This is a genomic window from Vibrio sp. 1-2 (7-a), from assembly GCF_013048515.1.
Classification (GTDB): Bacteria; Pseudomonadota; Gammaproteobacteria; order Enterobacterales; family Vibrionaceae; genus Vibrio; species Vibrio diabolicus.
Map to the genome: position 1 here is coordinate 1,522,603 of NZ_VHSQ01000001.1, position 17,038 is coordinate 1,539,640.

The following is a 17,038-nucleotide window of genomic DNA, read 5'->3' on the forward strand; positions in this document are numbered from 1 at the left end:
TTTTTAATGCGCCTTTTACTTTAGTTATAGAATGGTTAATTAAACTACTGTGTATTAACGTTCCCAGTATGCTTCTTCTAGGCTATCTTCTCGCTCAGGAAGCCCACGTGACAAACGTGGAGAATGTTGCACGAGAACTTCGTAGCTCGCACGGTTTGCGTATTTACATACTTGAGAAAAAGAAGAGTAAGTTAAATATTCGTTACTGTGCTTGCTCGAATTAGGCACATTTTCTTTATGGTATTTGTTTGCCGCCATATCATGAAGAACAGCAGATAACGCAGCATCACCTGCACCATTGGTATTCTTGATTTTTTCTGGACCACCCATATATGGCGAGATATGTGAGTACACTTTTATTGGTGTTTCACATGTATCTTTTTTCGCCGGACGACTAAATTCATAGCGATTAAATTCAGCGATTGACCCCGGAAGTAATGGTAAAGAAGTTTCGCGCTTCGCGCTGTCTTCCGTATAACCCGCCATAAATAGGCCTACAGGCCCCGCGGTGCACAATACTAGATCTGCCCACTCCAGTGTTTTATCAGATGCAGCAAGTGGGTCTGACTCACCCGTCAGTGCTTCTGCTTCATCTTCATTCATCGCAACGACTGAAACGTTATCTCGAATGAATTCTTGCCAATATTTCGGGTCATCTTGAATAACGAACTTCGTCCCAAGAGTCAGAACAACAGGTACATCATTCTTTTTCGCGTACTCAATCGCTTTCATTGTTGCTTCAGGCATTGGGTCGCCTTCTTTACAACGTACTAAATATGACGTTAGTACAAGCGCCGATGCATTTTTAAAGATTTTTTCTGGAATGCTATCAGGATGCAGTTGGTTCATTTGCCCTTCACTGATCGCAAAAGTACGTTCACCATCTTCTGTAATAAGAGCGAAACAACGACCGATAGCGCCATCAACACCTTGTAGGTAGTTCAAGTCCATGCGGCTTGATGTATTACAAAGGTAACGGTAGCCATAGCTGCCAATTTTGATATCCTGGCTCATCACTCCAAGCAGCGTAGAGCGATCATCTGCTAGCACAGAGTAATTGTGTAGCGTGTTACCAATTGTGCCACCCGCATACTCATTGGTAATTAAGTTCTCTTCTTTAAGTTGCTGGTACAACTCTTCTGCTCTTTCGTCATCAATAACCAAAGAGTGACCTTTACTCAGACCGTACTTTTCAATCACATCCGTTGTAACTTTAGCTTCAATATCAACCAAAGTTTGGTCAATACCAATGATGTGAGTGCGCGTCATCTTCTTGCTTTCTTGTGCTTGGCTCACCAGCGGGTCACGAGCATGAACAGGAAAATAGTGCTTCGATTTGCGTTGTCCAGGAAATTTCATATTGTCAGTCTGAGTAAGGGGATGAAAAGGAGAACGGATTCTATACCGCTAATAATAAAGCGGCAATAAAAGCAATTATAGCAAACGTTTGCTAGCCACTTTTTTCTTCTAGACTCCTTATTCACCTTCCATAAAACTTAGATCTGGCAGTTGCTCAAGGTGCTCGCAGTAACGCTTTAGGTTGAACTCACCTTCATTTTTCATCACATCGAAAATTTCAATCGACATGGCACATGCCATCATTGCAACCGCTTCTTCTCTAGGTGTACCTGTCATCATTAAGCGCATTAGCGTCTCTTTAACTTTTAATGGATTGCCGTCCTCAAGTTGGTTTTCAACAATTTCAATCAACTCGGCTTCTTGCATAAACTGGTTTTCTTCGGTCATTTGGACTTTCCTCTTGGATTTTTGCCAACTATGCCATATATACCTCTTCTATACTTGCGAAATTGCCCGTTCGAATTTCTGTTGAAGAAAAATGCAGCGAAACGAATTGTGATTTCGATCTCGGATCTGTCACCGGTCTGTGGATTCTGATAGAATCTGCATCCCGTTTATTTAAGTGGTGTTTAGTAATGTCTGATAACAGCCAAAAGAAAGTCATCGTCGGTATGTCCGGCGGCGTTGATTCATCTGTTTCTGCGTATCTTCTCAAGCAACAAGGCTACCAAGTAGAAGGCCTGTTCATGAAGAACTGGGAAGAAGATGACAACGAAGAATATTGTACAGCAGCAGAAGATCTTGCTGATGCTCAGGCAGTATGTGACAAGCTAGGCATTCATCTACACACCATCAACTTTGCTGCCGAATACTGGGATAACGTATTTGAGTACTTCCTTGCTGAATACAAAGCGGGTCGTACACCGAACCCTGACATTCTTTGTAACAAAGAAATCAAGTTCAAAGCATTCCTAGAATTCGCTGATGAAGTGCTTGATGCTGACTACATTGCAATGGGTCACTACGTACGTCGCTCTTTCCCGGATAACGGTGAGAAACCAGCGATGTTGCGTGGCCTAGATGGCAACAAAGACCAGAGCTACTTTCTATATACACTAAGCCACGAACAAATTGGCCGTAGCCTCTTCCCTGTTGGTGATTTAGAGAAACCTGAAGTACGCCGTATTGCGGAAGAGCAAGGTTTAGTAACAGCGAAGAAGAAAGACTCGACAGGTATTTGTTTCATCGGTGAGCGTAAATTTACCGACTTTCTAGGTCGTTACCTTCCTGCTCAGCCTGGTAATATCGAAACGCCAGAAGGCGAAGTGATCGGTCAACACCAAGGTTTGATGTACCACACACTAGGTCAGCGTAAAGGTCTACACATCGGTGGCCGTAAAGGCGGCGGTGGTAACGAAGAGCCGTGGTTTGTTGGTGAAAAAGACCTAGAGCGTAACGTGCTAATCGCAGTCCAAGGTAAAGACCACCCGATGCTAAAATCAGAAGGTCTACTTGCGTCACAACTTCACTGGGTAGATCGTGAGCCAATTCGCGATGTTATGAAGTGCACAGTGAAAACTCGTTACCGTCAGGAAGATATTCCTTGTACAATCATCCCGATCGATGATGAAAACATTAAAGTGATCTTTGATGAACCACAAATTGCAGTGACGCCTGGTCAATCAGCAGTGTTTTATAAAGATGACGTATGTCTAGGTGGCGGCATCATCGAGCAACGCATTAAATATTCTCAAGCTTAGGAGTCGTTACGTGGCGAATACACTTTATGACCGTACTATCGCTTTCGCTGGTATTTGCCAAGCTGTCGCTTTGGTTCAACAAGTTGCGAGAAACGGGCATTGTGATCAAGATGCTTTTGAAACATCAATCAACGCTATTTTGAGCACAAACCCTGCTAACACCGTTGGCGTATTCGGTCGCGAAGCCGATCTAAAGCTCGGTCTGGAGTGTCTGGTTAAAGGGATTGATAGCACCCCATCAGGCAGTGAGATCACTCGTTACATCATTAGCTTAATGGCGCTAGAGCGTAAGTTAAGCGCTCGCAACGATGCCATGTCCCAGCTTGGTGACCGTATCCAAATGGCCAAACGTCAGTCAGAGCATTTTGAGCTGCTAGATGATCAAATGATCAGCAATTTAGCAAGCATCTACTTAGATGTTGTTAGCCCTATTGGACCACGCATTCAAGTAACAGGCACGCCTTCTGTACTGCAACAAACGGCCAGCCAACACAAAGTCCGTGCTCTACTGCTATCTGGTATTCGTAGTGCTGTTCTGTGGCGCCAAGTAGGCGGTAAACGTCGTCATCTAATTTTTGGCCGAAAGAAAATGGTCGAACAGGCTCAAATCCTGTTAGCCAGAATGTAGAATACTCTGCTAGCTCGCGTTTATCGCGAGCTACTTTTTTTCGAATAAAACAAATCCCGCGCAAACGTTTGCGCAATATTCGTGACAATTGCCACAGTTATTGGTATAACGCTCACGAAATTTAGAAACCCAATTCAGGAGAACATCATGGAACTGTCAGCATTGACTGCTGTTTCACCAGTAGACGGCCGTTACGGAAGTAAGACGATTGCGTTACGCGAAATTTTCAGCGAGTACGGTCTACTAAAATACCGTACTATCGTAGAAATTCGTTGGCTACAGAAGCTAGCGGCTACTGCTGAAATTGCAGAAGTGCCAGCATTCAGCGCAGAAGCTAACCAATTCCTAGACGACCTTGCTGCTAACTTCTCTGAAGAAGATGCACGCCGTATTAAAGAAATCGAGCGTACAACTAACCACGACGTTAAAGCGGTTGAGTACTTCTTAAAAGAGAAAGTAGCAGACGTTCCTGAACTGCACGCTGTTAATGAGTTCTTCCACTTTGCATGTACTTCTGAAGACATCAATAACACCTCTCATGCGTTAATGCTAAAAGAAGCACGTGAGCAAGTGATTCTTCCAGAAATCCGTAACCTAATTGACGCTATCAAAGCACTCGCAGTTGAATACCGCGACATTCCTCTTCTATCTCGTACACACGGCCAGCCTGCTTCTCCATCTACAATGGGTAAAGAAATGGCAAACGTGGCGTACCGTATGGAGCGTCAATTCAAGCAAATCGAAAACGTTGAGATCCTAGCGAAAATCAACGGTGCAGTAGGTAACTACAACGCACACCTTTCTGCTTACCCAGAGCTAGATTGGCACAAGTTCTCTGAAGAATTCATTACAGAGTCTCTAGGCGTAACTTGGAACCCTTACACAACACAAATCGAGCCGCATGATTACATCGCTGAGCTGTTCGACGCTATCGCTCGTTTCAACACTATCCTGATTGACTTCGATCGTGACGTTTGGGGTTACATTGCATTAGGCCACTTTAAGCAAAAAACCATTGCTGGTGAGATCGGTTCTTCAACAATGCCGCACAAAGTTAACCCAATCGACTTTGAAAACTCTGAAGGTAACCTAGGTCTTGCGAACGCAGTATTCGGCCACCTAGCACAAAAGCTGCCTATCTCTCGTTGGCAACGTGACCTAACTGACTCAACGGTTCTACGTAACCTTGGTGTTGGTGTTGGCTACGCAATCATCGCTTACACTTCTACGCTAAAAGGTATCAGCAAGCTAGAAGTAAACCGTGAAGCGCTTCTTGCTGAACTGGATAAAAACTGGGAAGTACTAGCAGAGCCAGTACAAACAGTTATGCGTCGTTACGGCATCGAGAAGCCATATGAGAAGCTAAAAGAGCTAACTCGTGGTAAGCGTGTAGACGGCGAAGCAATGCGCAACTTCATCGACGGTCTTGAGCTCCCTGAGCACGAGAAAGCACGTCTGAAAGAGATGACGCCAGCGAACTACATTGGTCAAGCGGTTGAGCTGACAGATAAGCTGTAATCACACCTTGATGATCTGCAATTGAAAAGGTTGACGTGAAAGCGTCAACCTTTTTAGTTAGGAAGAAATAATTTCGGTTATTTGGTAGTAATGCAAGAGGATAAATCCCTCAACTATTATGGCTGTTTTTGGAAGAATAAGGTTATTGTCCCGACCTCTACACCAAACTTTTTAATTTTGGTGAGGTTGAAAACATGCTTCTCGTCCTGACGATAAAGCCAATCATCAAAAGCGACCGTTACTGTTGAGTCATCCATTTGCAACTCAAAGTCATACCGCCACTGCAACGCATTGCCTTGCTCAGCCCCTGTTGCTACACCAATAATATCCTCTGCTTTACCTTCATAGCGTCCATCTTCTAATTTGGTAATAACCCAAATTCGCTGGTCAACCTCTCCATCATCAAACACAAAGTCTTCCACCAGCGTCAACGTGTTACCTTCCACAGTACCCACGATGTCGACTTCAAAACGACGAGTTTGTTGTTCAGTGTAATCTTGGACCATCCCCCACGCCTTTGTTTCGCCTTCAAAATAGCCGAATAAATCAAAAGTCGGTGTAGATGATTGATAATTATCGATACCTGCTGAGCATGCTGAAAGTAAGGCCGCAGCAGCCAAGGCGACTGATTTTAAAATTCGTTTAAGCACTATCTAACCTGCCCTATTAATTGTTTTCGAAGTTTTGGGAACTCTGTATTAGGTGACAACCATATAGACAAAAACGCATCGTTCATTCGCTCATCTTGAACGAAGCCGACTGTCTTGATTTGTGCAATGCCAGCTTGTCGGTAAAGAAGCTGACCAGTTTTACCATCGGTTAAGTAAGTAAGCTCATCGCCTTTTTTTATATCAGGGAACATACGGTTTAGTTCACTGATCCAACTTTTTCGATATGGTTCAGTAAAACCAAGTTTTGCCCATTGCTCATCAGTTACATCAAGCAACTGCTGCTTGCTGATGTCTCTTTGATAGTTAATCTCCAATGCCAGAGGGTGTGGTGATACATCGCCATTTACAATGAACTTTCCATCAGGTGCTCTTAGTCGAGACTGATATATATCGAAGATGAACCATGTGAGTTGTGCCTCACCGACGGTTTTCCACCCCTTCCAACTCGACATCTTATCTGCGTTTTCACTGTTTCCAACTGGCTGAGCTTGTAGAGCAAAGGAGCCCATAACTACTAGAGAAGCAACTACCTTAATCAGCCTCTGGGTTAAATCTCTCTTCAAGCTTTTCATATCCGTATACCTTGAGTATCAAAAGTGTCATGGCAAACCATTCAGCAAATAGAATGATCAACGTAACGCTAGTATTAAATCCATATTCAACGACTTGGAGCTTGTAACCGGCGTAGTAACTAACGGTTCCTCCAACGCCACCTACAATTGATACGTAGATTTTTGGGAAACGGTACAAAACAGGCTTGAGCTGATAGGCATACCAAGAGAACAAAACCCAAAGGCACAACAACCAAATGGGTAGCCATTGTGTTGGAAAGACAAAAACAGAAAACTGTTGATTGAGCGTATCGAGCACTACACCCGCCAAAACGATACTCGCGATGTGCTTCAAGGCAGAAGCGTCCGTCCTCCAACAATAGACAAGAGTAAGAAATGTTAAAATCAGTGTTAGCCACTGCCATTGATAGGTCCCAAACACTGCAGAGAACCAACAGAGCTGGAACCATGTAGAGGCAATCAGTAACTTCATAACGGTTTAAGGTCGCTGGAATGTCATGTGAACGGCACTGATACTTCGAGCTAGAAAGCCACCTTCACAATAGCTCAGGTAGTAGCGCCACATGCGGACAAAGCGGTCGTCATAACCGAGAGAGCGTACGTGCTCTTCAGCTTGATTAAATCTAGAGTGCCACTCGCTCAAGGTTTTCGCATAGTCCAGACCAATATCAAATAAGTCTCTCACCACCAAGTCACTGTGTTTGGTCGCAGCTTGAGTTAAAGATGTAACCGAAGGTAAAAAACCACCTGGAAAGATGTATTTCTGGATAAAGTCAACGTTGTTACTGTAGTAATCATAACGCTGGTCAGCGATAGTGATGGCTTGAATTGCCATTAAACCACCCGGCTTGAGTAGTGATTTGCATTGCTTGATGTAGGAAGGCAAAAATTGTTTTCCAACCGCTTCGATCATTTCTATCGAGACTAACTTATCGTAGTGACCCGAAAGGTCTCGATAGTCTTGTTTTAATAGAGTGATCTTATCACCCAAATTTCGCTCTCTAATTTTTTGTTCAGCGTAGGCATGCTGCTCTTCAGAAATCGTCGTTGTCGTTACATGACAACCATATTGCTCTGCCATGTAAATGGCCATAGCCCCCCAACCTGTACCTATCTCAATCACTCGATCGGATGGTTGAAGCTCAAGTTGCTGGCACAAACGATCCATTTTGTTGATTTGCGCTTGTTCCAAAGTATCGTTGTCTTGCACATATAAGGCCGATGAGTACAGCATGTTGTCGTCTAAAAATGACTCGTACAAATTGTTGCCCAAGTCGTAATGCGCATGAATGTTTTTACGAGAGTTCTCTTGAGAATTGCGGTTGGTCCAATGACTGAACTTGTACAGTATTTTAGTCAGCCAACTTCCTTTCTCTTCAAGTTTATCTAGCGCTCGCATATTGAGAGCCATAAGTTTCATTAACGAGGTTAGATCCGGGCTGTCCCACCAACCATCCATATAAGCCTCACCCGCTGCAATGCTGCCACCTTGCAAGATTCGCGAGTAAAAGCCAGGATGCTTTACCTCAATCGTCGCCACAACAGGCTGACCGCTGTATTCACCGTTGGGCGCATTAAAGCGCTCGCTTCTTTCTGTCGTTTCCGTCTTAAAGCTTTCAATAACAGTTAAGCAGCCGATTTCCATTTTTTGCAGACATTGAAAAATAACTCCGCGAGCCGCCTTTTGTGTTGTCGTCAATTTGCGCGGCAATGTCATAGAACTGGTATTTAACATGCAGAATTCTCCTTGTGCTTTTTATTTTTTTTGTCTGTTTTTTTAGTGTCGGCTTCTATTTCGTCGTGTATTGAATATTTAGGATGAGAATAAAAAGGCACGCCTTTCACCCAAAGTTTTAATGCGTGCCAATAAATACCAACCATTAATTTTACCGTCTGTATTGGCGTAACGATCAAACACTTCAATAAGCTTTTGCTCGAAAACACTTGAGCTTTCATTGTCATCGTCGCATCAAAGTGCTTTTCGCTTTTGTGGCATTCAAGATGAATCCTTAACTTGTCCGTCAGTGGTTTAATCCTCCAATGATACTGTTGGTCAATTGGATTAAACGGAGAAACATGAAAGGCTTTCTCTTGTTCCCATCCAAAGTTTTCATCGTTTTGCTCAGCAGCGACTGCGTAGTAATGACGCTCGTTCCAAGGTGTATTGCTGACTTCAGCTAAGAGGTATTTCCATTCCCCTTCTTTGTTATAAACGTAGTAGAAATTCACCGGACTAAAATAAAGTCCTAAATAGCGCAAATGACAAACAGCGATGACTTTGCCGGTACAACGAACACCTGTTAACTCTTCAATTTTGTCGTGTACGGCCACCTTTAAGCAGCCCTCACCAACATAGTCACTGCGTTTAAAGCGTGCCCAATGCCACCAACGAGAGCCAAAACCCCAAACTTTTTCCTCTAGTTTTTTTAGCTCATCGACGTCAATAGCTGGCATAAACAATGAGTAGTTCAATTCATGTTTTATCGGCGTGAACCTGCGATGTCGAACGTTGCCAACAAACAACTGGCTGTTCATTTGGCTATCCATATCACGCTGCACCTTTTTCTAAGTTGACAGCAGTTTGAACGCGATATTTCTCTTCAAGCCCTTTCACTACGTCCAACGCGCTGCGAACGCCATCCTCATGGAAACCGTTGTACCAGTAAGCGCCGCAAAACCAAGTATTGTTCAGCCCTTGCACCTCTTCTTTACGTTGCTGTGCAGCGATAGAATCGGTAGAAAACACTGGATGGTGATAGGTAAACGTCCGTAATACTTTGCTCGGTTCGATCTGCTCAGTGCTATTTAGCGTGACACAGAATGTGTGCTCAGATTGAACATGTTGGAGAATATTCATGTTGTAAGTGAGCGAAGGGAGACGTTGCTGTTCGTCTTCACTGCCCTCCAGTAGGTAGTTCCACGAAGCCCACGCCGCTTTACGCTTTGGAAGTAAACTCGTATCAGTGTGAAGCACCACTTCATTCGCTTGATAAGCCATATTACCCAGCACCTCTTGCTCGACTGGGATAATGTCACCTAACATGTTCATCGCTTGATCACTGTGACAAGCAAAGATGACATCATCAAACCAGTGCATTTCACCGTTAACTTTTAAACCCACACCATTCTCACTACGGAGCACTTTTTCTACCGGACTATTGAGTCGAATTTTATCGATAAAACCTTGAGTCAAAGGTGGAATGTACTCACGAGAGCCACCTTTAATGACATACCATTTCGGCCTGTTAGTGACATCAAGCAATCCGTGATTTAAGAAAAAGCGAAGGAAAAACATCAGCGGAAATGCGCGCATATCCGCTAAAGTCGAAGACCAAATTGCAGCGCCCATCGGCAAAATGTAGTTATCTGAAAAGAAAGTACTGAAGTTGTGCTCATCAAGAAACTCACCTAGCGTCTGAGAATGACTCGATTGTTTGCTAGCGACGCTTTTGGCAAGTTTGTTGAAACGAAGGATCTCGAAGATAAAGCGATAGAACTTAGGATTTACCCAATTGCGCTTTTGAGCAAATAATGTCGACACGGTATGACCGTTATATTCCAAGCCATTGCCGTCGTTTCTTACGCTGAAGCTCATCTGGGTTGGCAATCCTTCGACACCAATCTCGTTCATCATTTTGATGAAATTAGGGTAAGTGCGATCGTTGTAAACGATAAAGCCCGTATCAATCGCATATTCTTTACCATCGAGTTTTACATCCACCGTCGCGGTGTGCCCGCCAATGTAATCGTTAGCTTCAAATACGGTGACATCATGCTCTTTATGTAGATAGTAACCACACGTAAGGCCAGAAATTCCGGTTCCCACAATCGCTATCTTCTTTCTTCCTACTGTTTTCATTTTTATTCCTTCTTATGATACGAGTTTAGCAGTTAGGCGAGCTTGCCAACTGTATGGAAGTAACGAGATAAAACGTAAAATACTGGTAAACCTCGCGGGGAAATAGATGTGAGTCTTGTTGGCAGCCAACTGTTTTCTGATAGAGTTCGAGGCTTGCTGAGTAGAAATAATCATCGGCATTTCGAAGTCATTTTTGTCAGTTAACGGGGTTTCCACAAAGCCTGGGAACACAGTCACCACTTGAATGCCCTTCTTCTTCAAATCAACAGCTAATGTGCGAGCAAAGTAGCTCACAGCGGCCTTAGAAGCGCCGTAGGCTTCAGCCCTTGGCAACGCGACTTCTGAAGCAATAGAACCCACGATAACGATGCGATGCCCTTTATCTAAGTGTGGTTGGCAACCTTCTACGCAGTTGGCAACACCAATGACGTTTACATTCATCACACGCGCCATGAGTTTCGCATCAACCACGCCTTTGTCCATATACTCACAATCCCCTGCATTAAAAACCCAGGTACTCGGCGTGAAAGGCAAACTGGATAGCGCCTGCTGAGTTTGTTCATGGTTTGTCACGTCAAACTGCAATGTATAGATATTAGAAGAAGCAGCCCCCAATTCAGCAAGAACGTCTTTGTTTCGCCCACAAGCAATAACGCTCCAACCAGAGTTCGCGTAATCTAAAGTCAGTTGCTTCCCTATTCCAGAGGTAGCGCCCGTGATTAAGATAGTATTGTTCATTGTCCTAACCTCTGCTTGATGGTTTTTACGACTGAGCCAAGTAAAGGTAAGTTTTCGTAAAGCATTTCTCCGAGATCAAAGTAATCTCGGTGATAAATAACTTGGCCTTCGCTGAACTTAAGATGCGACACACCATTAACGAAAATAGGTGCACCTTTTTGAAGTTTGGGATGCTGAAGATCCATGGTCCACGTTAGGAAGCCAGTATCTCCGACTTGTTGATGTTCGTGGATAACAAAGTCACAGCTTATGACGTTGGCATATAATGATGTGAAATAATCTGAAAGTGCAGGCCACCCCTCTAAACGATGGGCAGCATCTTCAAAGACGACATCTTGGTGATATACGTCTTTAAGCAGATGTAAGTTCGCTTTATTCAGCTTTTGATAGATATTGCCAACAGACTGTATGTCCATGTGTTTACTCCTACATGCCCATCAAGTTGTACAAAATTATTATATGTACAAGATAGTTCATTCTTTAAAAGTTGTACAAAAATTATTTTGTATAACTTTGTTTCTGTAGGTAGATACGTGATGAATCTCGCAAGCGATCAATCGTTCAAAAAAAAGGCTTGGTCAAAACCAAGCCTTTTCAGGAAATTAACGATTACTTTCGTGTGCGCTGTCAGTTTTTTACAACTAGTATTGCTGACTACGTAACGCTGCAATACGTTTATCTAGCGGAGGGTGGCTCATCAGTAGCTCAGTCAATGACTGCTTGCCATTGATACCGAATGCCATCATTGTTCCATCAAGTTGAGATTCGTGACTCATCTTCAAACGTTCCAATGCCGCGATCATTTTCTCTTTACCAACTAAGTGAGCAGCACCTGCGTCGGCATGGAATTCGCGATGACGGCTGTACCACATGGTAATAAAGCTTGCTAAGAAACCAAACACTAGCTCAAGCACCATAGATACACCGAAGTAAACCATCATGTTTGTACCTTGACCTTCTTCATCATCGTTCGATGCCACAATATTGGCGATAAAACGGGATAGGAAGATAACAAACGTGTTCACAACGCCTTGCATCAATGTCATCGTGACCATGTCACCATTTGCAATATGGCTCACTTCGTGGGCCAGTACCGCTTCTGCTTCATCACGAGTCATATTATGTAAAAGGCCAGTGGAAACCGCGACAAGAGAGTCATCTCGCTTTGCACCCGTCGCGAATGCATTGATATCTGGTGAGTCATAAATAGCCACCGTTGGCATACCAATACCCGCTTGCTGAGCTTGACGACCCACAGTTTCGACTAACCAATGCTCAGTTTCGTTACGCGGACTTTCAATGACCATACCGCCAACCGAGCGCAGTGCCATGCCCTTTGACATCATCAACGAAATAAGTGCACCACCAAAACCAAATATGGCGGCCATAACTAGCAAACCAGAAAGACTGCCAGGTTGCATTCCAGTGGTAGCGTAAACAATATTCAGAACAACACTCAGCACTAGCACGACAGCTAGGTTAGTTGCTAGGAATAACATAATTCGCTTCATTACTTTTCTCCGAGGAAGCTTATCGTTTTTTTTAAAACGGATTGTTATAAGGAACAGGTGGTAATCGCTGTAAAAGCCAATTCCGCTAAGTTTCATGCTCCGTGCGTTATAGATATAGTCTATCCGCGATAAAAACAAGGTTAAGCAATAAATTGCAACATTTGTTTTCGAGACTGAAAGATTATGTTCAAGCGATTTCTAGGCACGTGCTGATAAAAGCCATTACTTCCATTCATATTCATTCCTTTCCGTAATGAAAAGTACTTTGAATCGCACCTCATCTATCAATGGATGACCTTGATGTTAAATCTATCACCTCTAGGCAAGTTAGCTAGAAATATTTTACTAGACCAAAAACAGTATGTTAGCCCCGCTATAGACTTTGGTCTTATTGTGCGGCGACATGGACATGCTAGATTCAAGTGAGATGAACAAAACAGAGCCACTCTAAGTACATTAAAAAGGTACATTAGGTGAGCTCAAAACTTCCATGTATTGAGGGAAAAACCATGGTAGAAACTAACGATTATCAAATGGCTATTGATTTACTACGTTGTCATCTAGGCATCTCAGAGGATGAGGCGAAGCAACAACTTGGTATTTCAACCGATCATCATATGTCCCAGCGTGTTGCAGAAACTCAGCAAGCATTGATGGGGCTTAGCCAAGATAAGTAATCTGATGTTATAGATTACACCAATAAAAAAAGGGCTGCATTACGCAGCCCTTTGGTTTTTAGTATTTTAAACACAATCAGTCAGTATTTAGCAAAGGCTCGATATTAATGTACTTGCCTAGCTCTTTGCGCTTAGCACTTGGAATGTATGGGATTTCGCCAAGCTTAGGCGCACCAATACGCGCTTCAAGCATCTCGATAATATCAGCATAGTGCTCGGTGCCAGGGTTCACTCGGTTTGCCACCCAACCAACAAGATTCAAGCCATCTGCTTTAATACTCTCTGCCGTGAGTAAAGCATGGCTCAAACAACCTAATTTAATACCAACCACCAAGACCACGGGTAACTGCTCTGCTTGTACCCAAGTAGATAAACAGTCGGTATCTGACACAGGCACACGCCAACCACCAGCGCCCTCAACGAGAACGACATCAGCTTGCTGCTTGTGTTGAGCCAACTTTTCACTGAGGAGTCCGTATTTTATTTCGACATGTTCATGTTTTGCCGCGATGTGAGGAGAAGCTGGCAATTCTAAAGCGTATGGATTCACATCATCATAAGCGACATCGAGTGTCGCGGCCGCTTGTAAATGTAAGGCGTCAGAGTTACGCCATCCAGCTTCAGTCTTATCACTCCCTGCTGCCACTGGTTTATAACCAATAGTGTTTAGTCCTTTTGCTGCCAACGCTTGCAAAATGGCTTTAGACGCTACCGTTTTTCCTACATCAGTATCCGTACCAGCAATAAAAAAAGCATCAATCATAGATGTATTACTCCAAAACAAACCTGATAACTTGCAGGTAGAAGACCTTGATCATTTTTAAACGCTTGGTACTCATGCTCAACTTGCAACAAAGTCTCTCGACTGGTTAAACCATGTGAGCGCCCGCTTACGTGATTTGCACCTATACCTTTGAGGTCACGCATAACTGAAAATGCTGAGTCGTACCAAACTGTGATGGTGGTCAAGTCTAGTTGATGGTTGTCACATCGAGATTGCGCTAACGCAATTTTTACCTGATTGAGCGATAGAAAGTTATTGACGTGTTGATATGCATCAATTTTTTTCCATGATGCACGCAACTCGCACAGTGACCCTTCAGCTAGGGTAGAAAAAGCCGCCTTCCCATTAGCTTTTAGTACACGACGAACTTCTCTCAGGGGATAACTTAAATCGGCACACCATTGCAAAGCCAAGCTAGAGAATACGTAGTCGAAGCTTGTATCGTCGAAAGGCAAGTTTTCTGCGTCGGCTAGCACATAATTCATTCGTTCATGGCCACAGCGCACCATAGCTTTGCTTAACATCTCTTGAGAGATGTCCACACAAAACACTTCAGCGCCACGCTCTTGAAGAAGTTGAGAAAAATAGCCAGTACCACATCCTAAATCCAAAACACGTTTATGAGTTAAGTCATTCGGAAGTTTGTCTAGTAAGCGATGGCCGACATCACGCTGGAAAGCGGCATGTTTGTCGTACGTGTTAGCTGCCTTACTAAAGGAAGCGGCGATCGCTTGTTTATTAGGCAGTAAGCAATCCAACTTCATTTGCTCTGCATTATCCATTACTGCGTTCCTAATGCTTGCTTCAACGCCATTGAAAGCGTTTTAACTTGTTCGTTAGTGTGATTAGCAGTGAGTGTGATTCGAAGACGAGACGTCCCTTTCGGTACTGTTGGAGGGCGAATAGCAGTAACCCAAATACCGTTTTGGCGACAAGCACCTGCCACTCGCAAAGCCAAATCAGATTCACCAATCACAAACGGCTTAATCGAAGTTTGAGTCTCAACAAAGCCCTCAACGTCGCTGAGGCTATCTCGATACACTTCACTTAACTCTGTGAGCTTTTCACGTCGCCAAGACTGCTCTTGAACCATAGAAACTGCGTGCGTTAGCGCGTAGGCTTGTGCCGGAGGCATCGCCGTGGAATACACATGGTGACGAGCAAACTGAGTTAAAAAGTCCCCCGTTGCGTGGTCACATAAAATAGCCGCGCCAGACATACCAAACGCTTTGCCGAAAGTAACGATCAGTATCTCGGGTTTAACCGCTGCCAACTCGCAAGAACCACCACCAGATTGGCCAAGAACGCCGATACCGTGTGCATCATCGACGGCGAACCAAGCATCATGACTGCGAACGACTTCCGCTATATCAGCAAGTGGTGCACAATCCCCGTCCATACTAAACACCCCTTCAGTCACGACTAAGTGATTGTCTTCGCTATTCAGCAGCGACTTTAGGTGCTCGATGTCATTGTGCTTGAAGCGCTTCATTTTAGCTGGTGACAACGCCCCCGCTTCCATCAACGAGGCATGGTTCAAACGGTCTTGAATGAGTAAGTCTGATTTTTCTAGCAAGGTGAATAACAAAGCTTGATTGGCACTGAATCCAGAGCCAAACAGGACTGCCCTTTCGTAACCCAGCCATTCAGTTAGTGCTGCTTCTAAATTGCTGTGCGCTGCACTAAAACCGGTGACCATTGGAGACGCGCCGCTACCGCTGCCGTATACGCTTAAACCTTGCTGCCAAGCCCGAACAAGCGCTTGGTCATTGGCCAATCCCAAATAATCATTACTTGAGAAATTAATGTAGCGTCTGCCTTCGTGTTCCAAAACGGACTGGTTACCGGCAAACACCACATTCATAGAACGATTCAGCCCCTGCGCTTTACGATCGGCAAGGGCGGACTCGATACGAGATTTAAACGCTGGCATCGTAGAAAAGGTCGTCTTTTGTCGGACGGGCAGCAACGCGCTCTACGACGCGATCTAGCAACTCGTTTTCTTCGACTTCATCAGGTTTTTGAGACACCTCTTGGCTGTTAATGCCGAGCTTGTTAAACAGCATCATGTCTTTGTCTTCAGAAGGGTTTGGCGTGGTCAGAAGTTTGCAGCCATAGAAGACGGAGTTGGCACCCGCCATAAAACACAGCGCTTGCATTTGTTCGTTCATGTTTTCACGGCCAGCGGATAAACGAACGGCTGATTGAGGCATCATGATTCGTGCTATTGCAATCAGACGAATAAAGTCGAACGGCTCAACGTCGTCCACTTCTTCCAATGGTGTGCCCTTTACCTTCACGAGCATGTTGATTGGAACGCTTTCAGGGTGTACCGGCAAGTTAGCCAATTCAACCAACAAACCTGCTCGGTCGTTAGCACTTTCACCCATGCCGATTATGCCACCGGAACAAATCTTCATACCAGCATCACGAACGTGAGAAAGCGTATCTAAACGGTCTTGGTAAGTACGGGTGGTAATGATGTTGCCGTAGAACTCAGGTGAGGTATCGAGGTTATGGTTGTAGTAGTCCAGACCTGCTGTTGCCAATTGCTTTGCTTGATCTGGCGTCAACATGCCCAATGTCATACACGTTTCTAAACCCATGCCCTTCACGCCTTTGATCATGTCGGTCAAATGCGGCATGTCACGCTCTTTGGGGTTTTTCCATGCGGCACCCATACAGAATCGAGTAGAACCAGCATTTTTGGCTTTTTGCGCAGCATCGAGTACGCGTTCTACTTCCATCAGACGCTCTTTCTCGATGTCTGTGGTGTAACGAGCACTCTGAGGACAGTACTTACAATCTTCTGGACAAGCACCTGTCTTAATCGACAAAAGCGTGCTTACTTGAACATGGTTGGTTTGTTGGTATTGACGATGAACAAGCTGCGCTTCGAATAGGAGATCCATGAATGGTTTTTCCATGAGATCGCGCACTTCAGCATGCGTCCAGTTATGACGAACTTCCACGTGTATTCCTTTAATCACTTTTTTTGTTGTGTTGACAGTCTACTGAGTC

The 17,038-nt window shown here is 44.2% G+C and carries 19 protein-coding genes; 4 read left to right on the forward strand and 15 right to left on the reverse strand.

Annotation, left to right across the window (positions count from 1 at the left end; all coding sequences use genetic code 11):
• Positions 1–54: 54 nt before the first annotated feature.
• Positions 55–1,359, reverse strand: a complete 1,305-nt coding sequence (locus FKN08_RS06860) for an inosine/guanosine kinase (RefSeq protein WP_005390861.1) — start codon at positions 1,357–1,359, stop codon at positions 55–57.
• 117 nt (positions 1,360–1,476) lie between these two features.
• The gene (locus FKN08_RS06865) at positions 1,477–1,746 is read right to left on the reverse strand and encodes a hypothetical protein (RefSeq protein WP_005390859.1); all 270 of its coding nucleotides are present in this window, start codon (positions 1,744–1,746) and stop codon (positions 1,477–1,479) included.
• Between the two features lie 188 nt (positions 1,747–1,934).
• Between FKN08_RS06865 and mnmA the strand changes: the two genes are divergently transcribed.
• The 3 genes from mnmA (at position 1,935) to purB (ending at position 5,205) form a co-directional block, all read left to right on the forward strand.
• Positions 1,935–3,059, forward strand: coding sequence for a tRNA 2-thiouridine(34) synthase MnmA (mnmA, locus tag FKN08_RS06870; RefSeq protein ID WP_005390857.1), 1,125 nt, complete (start codon positions 1,935–1,937; stop codon positions 3,057–3,059).
• Between the two features lie 10 nt (positions 3,060–3,069).
• Positions 3,070–3,687: a high frequency lysogenization protein HflD gene (hflD, locus tag FKN08_RS06875; protein WP_170891621.1), complete on the forward strand. Its 618-nt coding sequence runs from the start codon at positions 3,070–3,072 to the stop codon at positions 3,685–3,687.
• Between the two features lie 147 nt (positions 3,688–3,834).
• Complete coding sequence (purB, locus tag FKN08_RS06880; RefSeq protein ID WP_005390853.1) at positions 3,835–5,205, forward strand: adenylosuccinate lyase; 1,371 nt, start codon at positions 3,835–3,837, stop codon at positions 5,203–5,205.
• Between the two features lie 116 nt (positions 5,206–5,321).
• On the opposite strand, the gene FKN08_RS06885 is transcribed toward purB, so the two are convergent.
• The 9 genes from FKN08_RS06885 to htpX all read right to left on the reverse strand — a co-directional run bounded on the left by FKN08_RS06885 (position 5,322) and on the right by htpX (position 12,556).
• Entirely contained in the window at positions 5,322–5,843 is a 522-nt protein-coding gene (locus tag FKN08_RS06885; RefSeq protein ID WP_170891702.1) for a DUF3833 domain-containing protein, read from the reverse strand.
• Between the two features lie 11 nt (positions 5,844–5,854).
• Positions 5,855–6,448: a hypothetical protein gene (locus FKN08_RS06890; protein WP_053807208.1), complete on the reverse strand. Its 594-nt coding sequence runs from the start codon at positions 6,446–6,448 to the stop codon at positions 5,855–5,857.
• Positions 6,408–6,920, reverse strand: a complete 513-nt coding sequence (locus FKN08_RS06895) for a DUF2878 domain-containing protein (protein WP_170891622.1) — start codon at positions 6,918–6,920, stop codon at positions 6,408–6,410. Before FKN08_RS06895 ends, FKN08_RS06890 begins: the two co-directional genes overlap by 41 nt.
• A gap of 6 nt (positions 6,921–6,926) precedes the next feature.
• Positions 6,927–8,183, reverse strand: a complete 1,257-nt coding sequence (locus FKN08_RS06900; protein ID WP_170891623.1) for a cyclopropane-fatty-acyl-phospholipid synthase family protein — start codon at positions 8,181–8,183, stop codon at positions 6,927–6,929.
• The gene (locus tag FKN08_RS06905; protein ID WP_170891624.1) at positions 8,177–8,995 is read right to left on the reverse strand and encodes a DUF1365 family protein; all 819 of its coding nucleotides are present in this window, start codon (positions 8,993–8,995) and stop codon (positions 8,177–8,179) included. The genes FKN08_RS06900 and FKN08_RS06905 overlap by 7 nt, the downstream gene beginning before the upstream one ends.
• Position 8,996: 1 nt before the next feature.
• Complete coding sequence (locus FKN08_RS06910) at positions 8,997–10,307, reverse strand: NAD(P)/FAD-dependent oxidoreductase (RefSeq protein WP_170891625.1); 1,311 nt, start codon at positions 10,305–10,307, stop codon at positions 8,997–8,999.
• 12 nt (positions 10,308–10,319) lie between these two features.
• Positions 10,320–11,045 (reverse strand): SDR family oxidoreductase, encoded by a 726-nt coding sequence (locus FKN08_RS06915; RefSeq protein WP_170891626.1) that lies wholly within the window; start codon positions 11,043–11,045, stop codon positions 10,320–10,322.
• Complete coding sequence (locus FKN08_RS06920) at positions 11,042–11,461, reverse strand: nuclear transport factor 2 family protein (protein WP_170891627.1); 420 nt, start codon at positions 11,459–11,461, stop codon at positions 11,042–11,044. The genes FKN08_RS06915 and FKN08_RS06920 overlap by 4 nt, the downstream gene beginning before the upstream one ends.
• A 225-nt stretch (positions 11,462–11,686) precedes the next feature.
• Positions 11,687–12,556, reverse strand: coding sequence for a protease HtpX (gene htpX / locus FKN08_RS06925; protein ID WP_005390832.1), 870 nt, complete (start codon positions 12,554–12,556; stop codon positions 11,687–11,689).
• Between the two features lie 473 nt (positions 12,557–13,029).
• On the opposite strand from htpX, the gene FKN08_RS06930 reads away from it, so the two are divergent.
• A complete protein-coding gene (locus FKN08_RS06930; protein WP_162860661.1) occupies positions 13,030–13,233 on the forward strand; it encodes a hypothetical protein in 204 nt (67 codons plus the stop codon).
• A 76-nt stretch (positions 13,234–13,309) separates the two neighbouring features.
• Here the strand turns inward: FKN08_RS06930 and bioD are convergent, their stop codons facing one another.
• From bioD to bioB, 4 genes are read right to left on the reverse strand one after another with little or no spacing between them, the layout of a single operon-like run.
• Positions 13,310–13,996: a dethiobiotin synthase gene (gene bioD / locus FKN08_RS06935; protein ID WP_170891628.1), complete on the reverse strand. Its 687-nt coding sequence runs from the start codon at positions 13,994–13,996 to the stop codon at positions 13,310–13,312.
• On the reverse strand, positions 13,993–14,799 hold the full coding sequence (bioC, locus tag FKN08_RS06940) for a malonyl-ACP O-methyltransferase BioC (RefSeq protein WP_046874764.1): 807 nt from the start codon (positions 14,797–14,799) through the stop codon (positions 13,993–13,995). The genes bioD and bioC overlap by 4 nt, the downstream gene beginning before the upstream one ends.
• On the reverse strand, positions 14,799–15,950 hold the full coding sequence (gene bioF / locus FKN08_RS06945; RefSeq protein ID WP_170891629.1) for an 8-amino-7-oxononanoate synthase: 1,152 nt from the start codon (positions 15,948–15,950) through the stop codon (positions 14,799–14,801). The genes bioC and bioF overlap by 1 nt, the downstream gene beginning before the upstream one ends.
• Positions 15,937–16,989, reverse strand: coding sequence for a biotin synthase BioB (gene bioB / locus FKN08_RS06950; protein ID WP_167426728.1), 1,053 nt, complete (start codon positions 16,987–16,989; stop codon positions 15,937–15,939). The genes bioF and bioB overlap by 14 nt, the downstream gene beginning before the upstream one ends.
• Between the last annotated feature and the right edge of the window lie 49 nt (positions 16,990–17,038).

Bases quoted from the DNA above. Each gene is read 5' to 3' on its own strand.
- FKN08_RS06905 (WP_170891624.1), bottom strand. From the start codon at position 8,995: ATGGATAGCCAAATGAACAGCCAGTTGTTTGTTGGCAACGTTCGACAT.
- bioD (WP_170891628.1), bottom strand. From the start codon at position 13,996: ATGATTGATGCTTTTTTTATTGCTGGTACGGATACTGATGTAGGAAAA.
- htpX (WP_005390832.1), bottom strand. From the start codon at position 12,556: ATGAAGCGAATTATGTTATTCCTAGCAACTAACCTAGCTGTCGTGCTA.
- purB (WP_005390853.1), top strand. From the start codon at position 3,835: ATGGAACTGTCAGCATTGACTGCTGTTTCACCAGTAGACGGCCGTTAC.
- FKN08_RS06900 (WP_170891623.1), bottom strand. From the start codon at position 8,183: ATGTTAAATACCAGTTCTATGACATTGCCGCGCAAATTGACGACAACA.
- FKN08_RS06895 (WP_170891622.1), bottom strand. From the start codon at position 6,920: ATGAAGTTACTGATTGCCTCTACATGGTTCCAGCTCTGTTGGTTCTCT.
- FKN08_RS06865 (WP_005390859.1), bottom strand. From the start codon at position 1,746: ATGACCGAAGAAAACCAGTTTATGCAAGAAGCCGAGTTGATTGAAATT.
- FKN08_RS06860 (WP_005390861.1), bottom strand. From the start codon at position 1,359: ATGAAATTTCCTGGACAACGCAAATCGAAGCACTATTTTCCTGTTCAT.
- bioC (WP_046874764.1), bottom strand. From the start codon at position 14,799: ATGGATAATGCAGAGCAAATGAAGTTGGATTGCTTACTGCCTAATAAA.
- FKN08_RS06890 (WP_053807208.1), bottom strand. From the start codon at position 6,448: ATGAAAAGCTTGAAGAGAGATTTAACCCAGAGGCTGATTAAGGTAGTT.
- FKN08_RS06910 (WP_170891625.1), bottom strand. From the start codon at position 10,307: ATGAAAACAGTAGGAAGAAAGAAGATAGCGATTGTGGGAACCGGAATT.
- FKN08_RS06915 (WP_170891626.1), bottom strand. From the start codon at position 11,045: ATGAACAATACTATCTTAATCACGGGCGCTACCTCTGGAATAGGGAAG.
- bioF (WP_170891629.1), bottom strand. From the start codon at position 15,950: ATGCCAGCGTTTAAATCTCGTATCGAGTCCGCCCTTGCCGATCGTAAA.
- FKN08_RS06920 (WP_170891627.1), bottom strand. From the start codon at position 11,461: ATGGACATACAGTCTGTTGGCAATATCTATCAAAAGCTGAATAAAGCG.
- mnmA (WP_005390857.1), top strand. From the start codon at position 1,935: ATGTCTGATAACAGCCAAAAGAAAGTCATCGTCGGTATGTCCGGCGGC.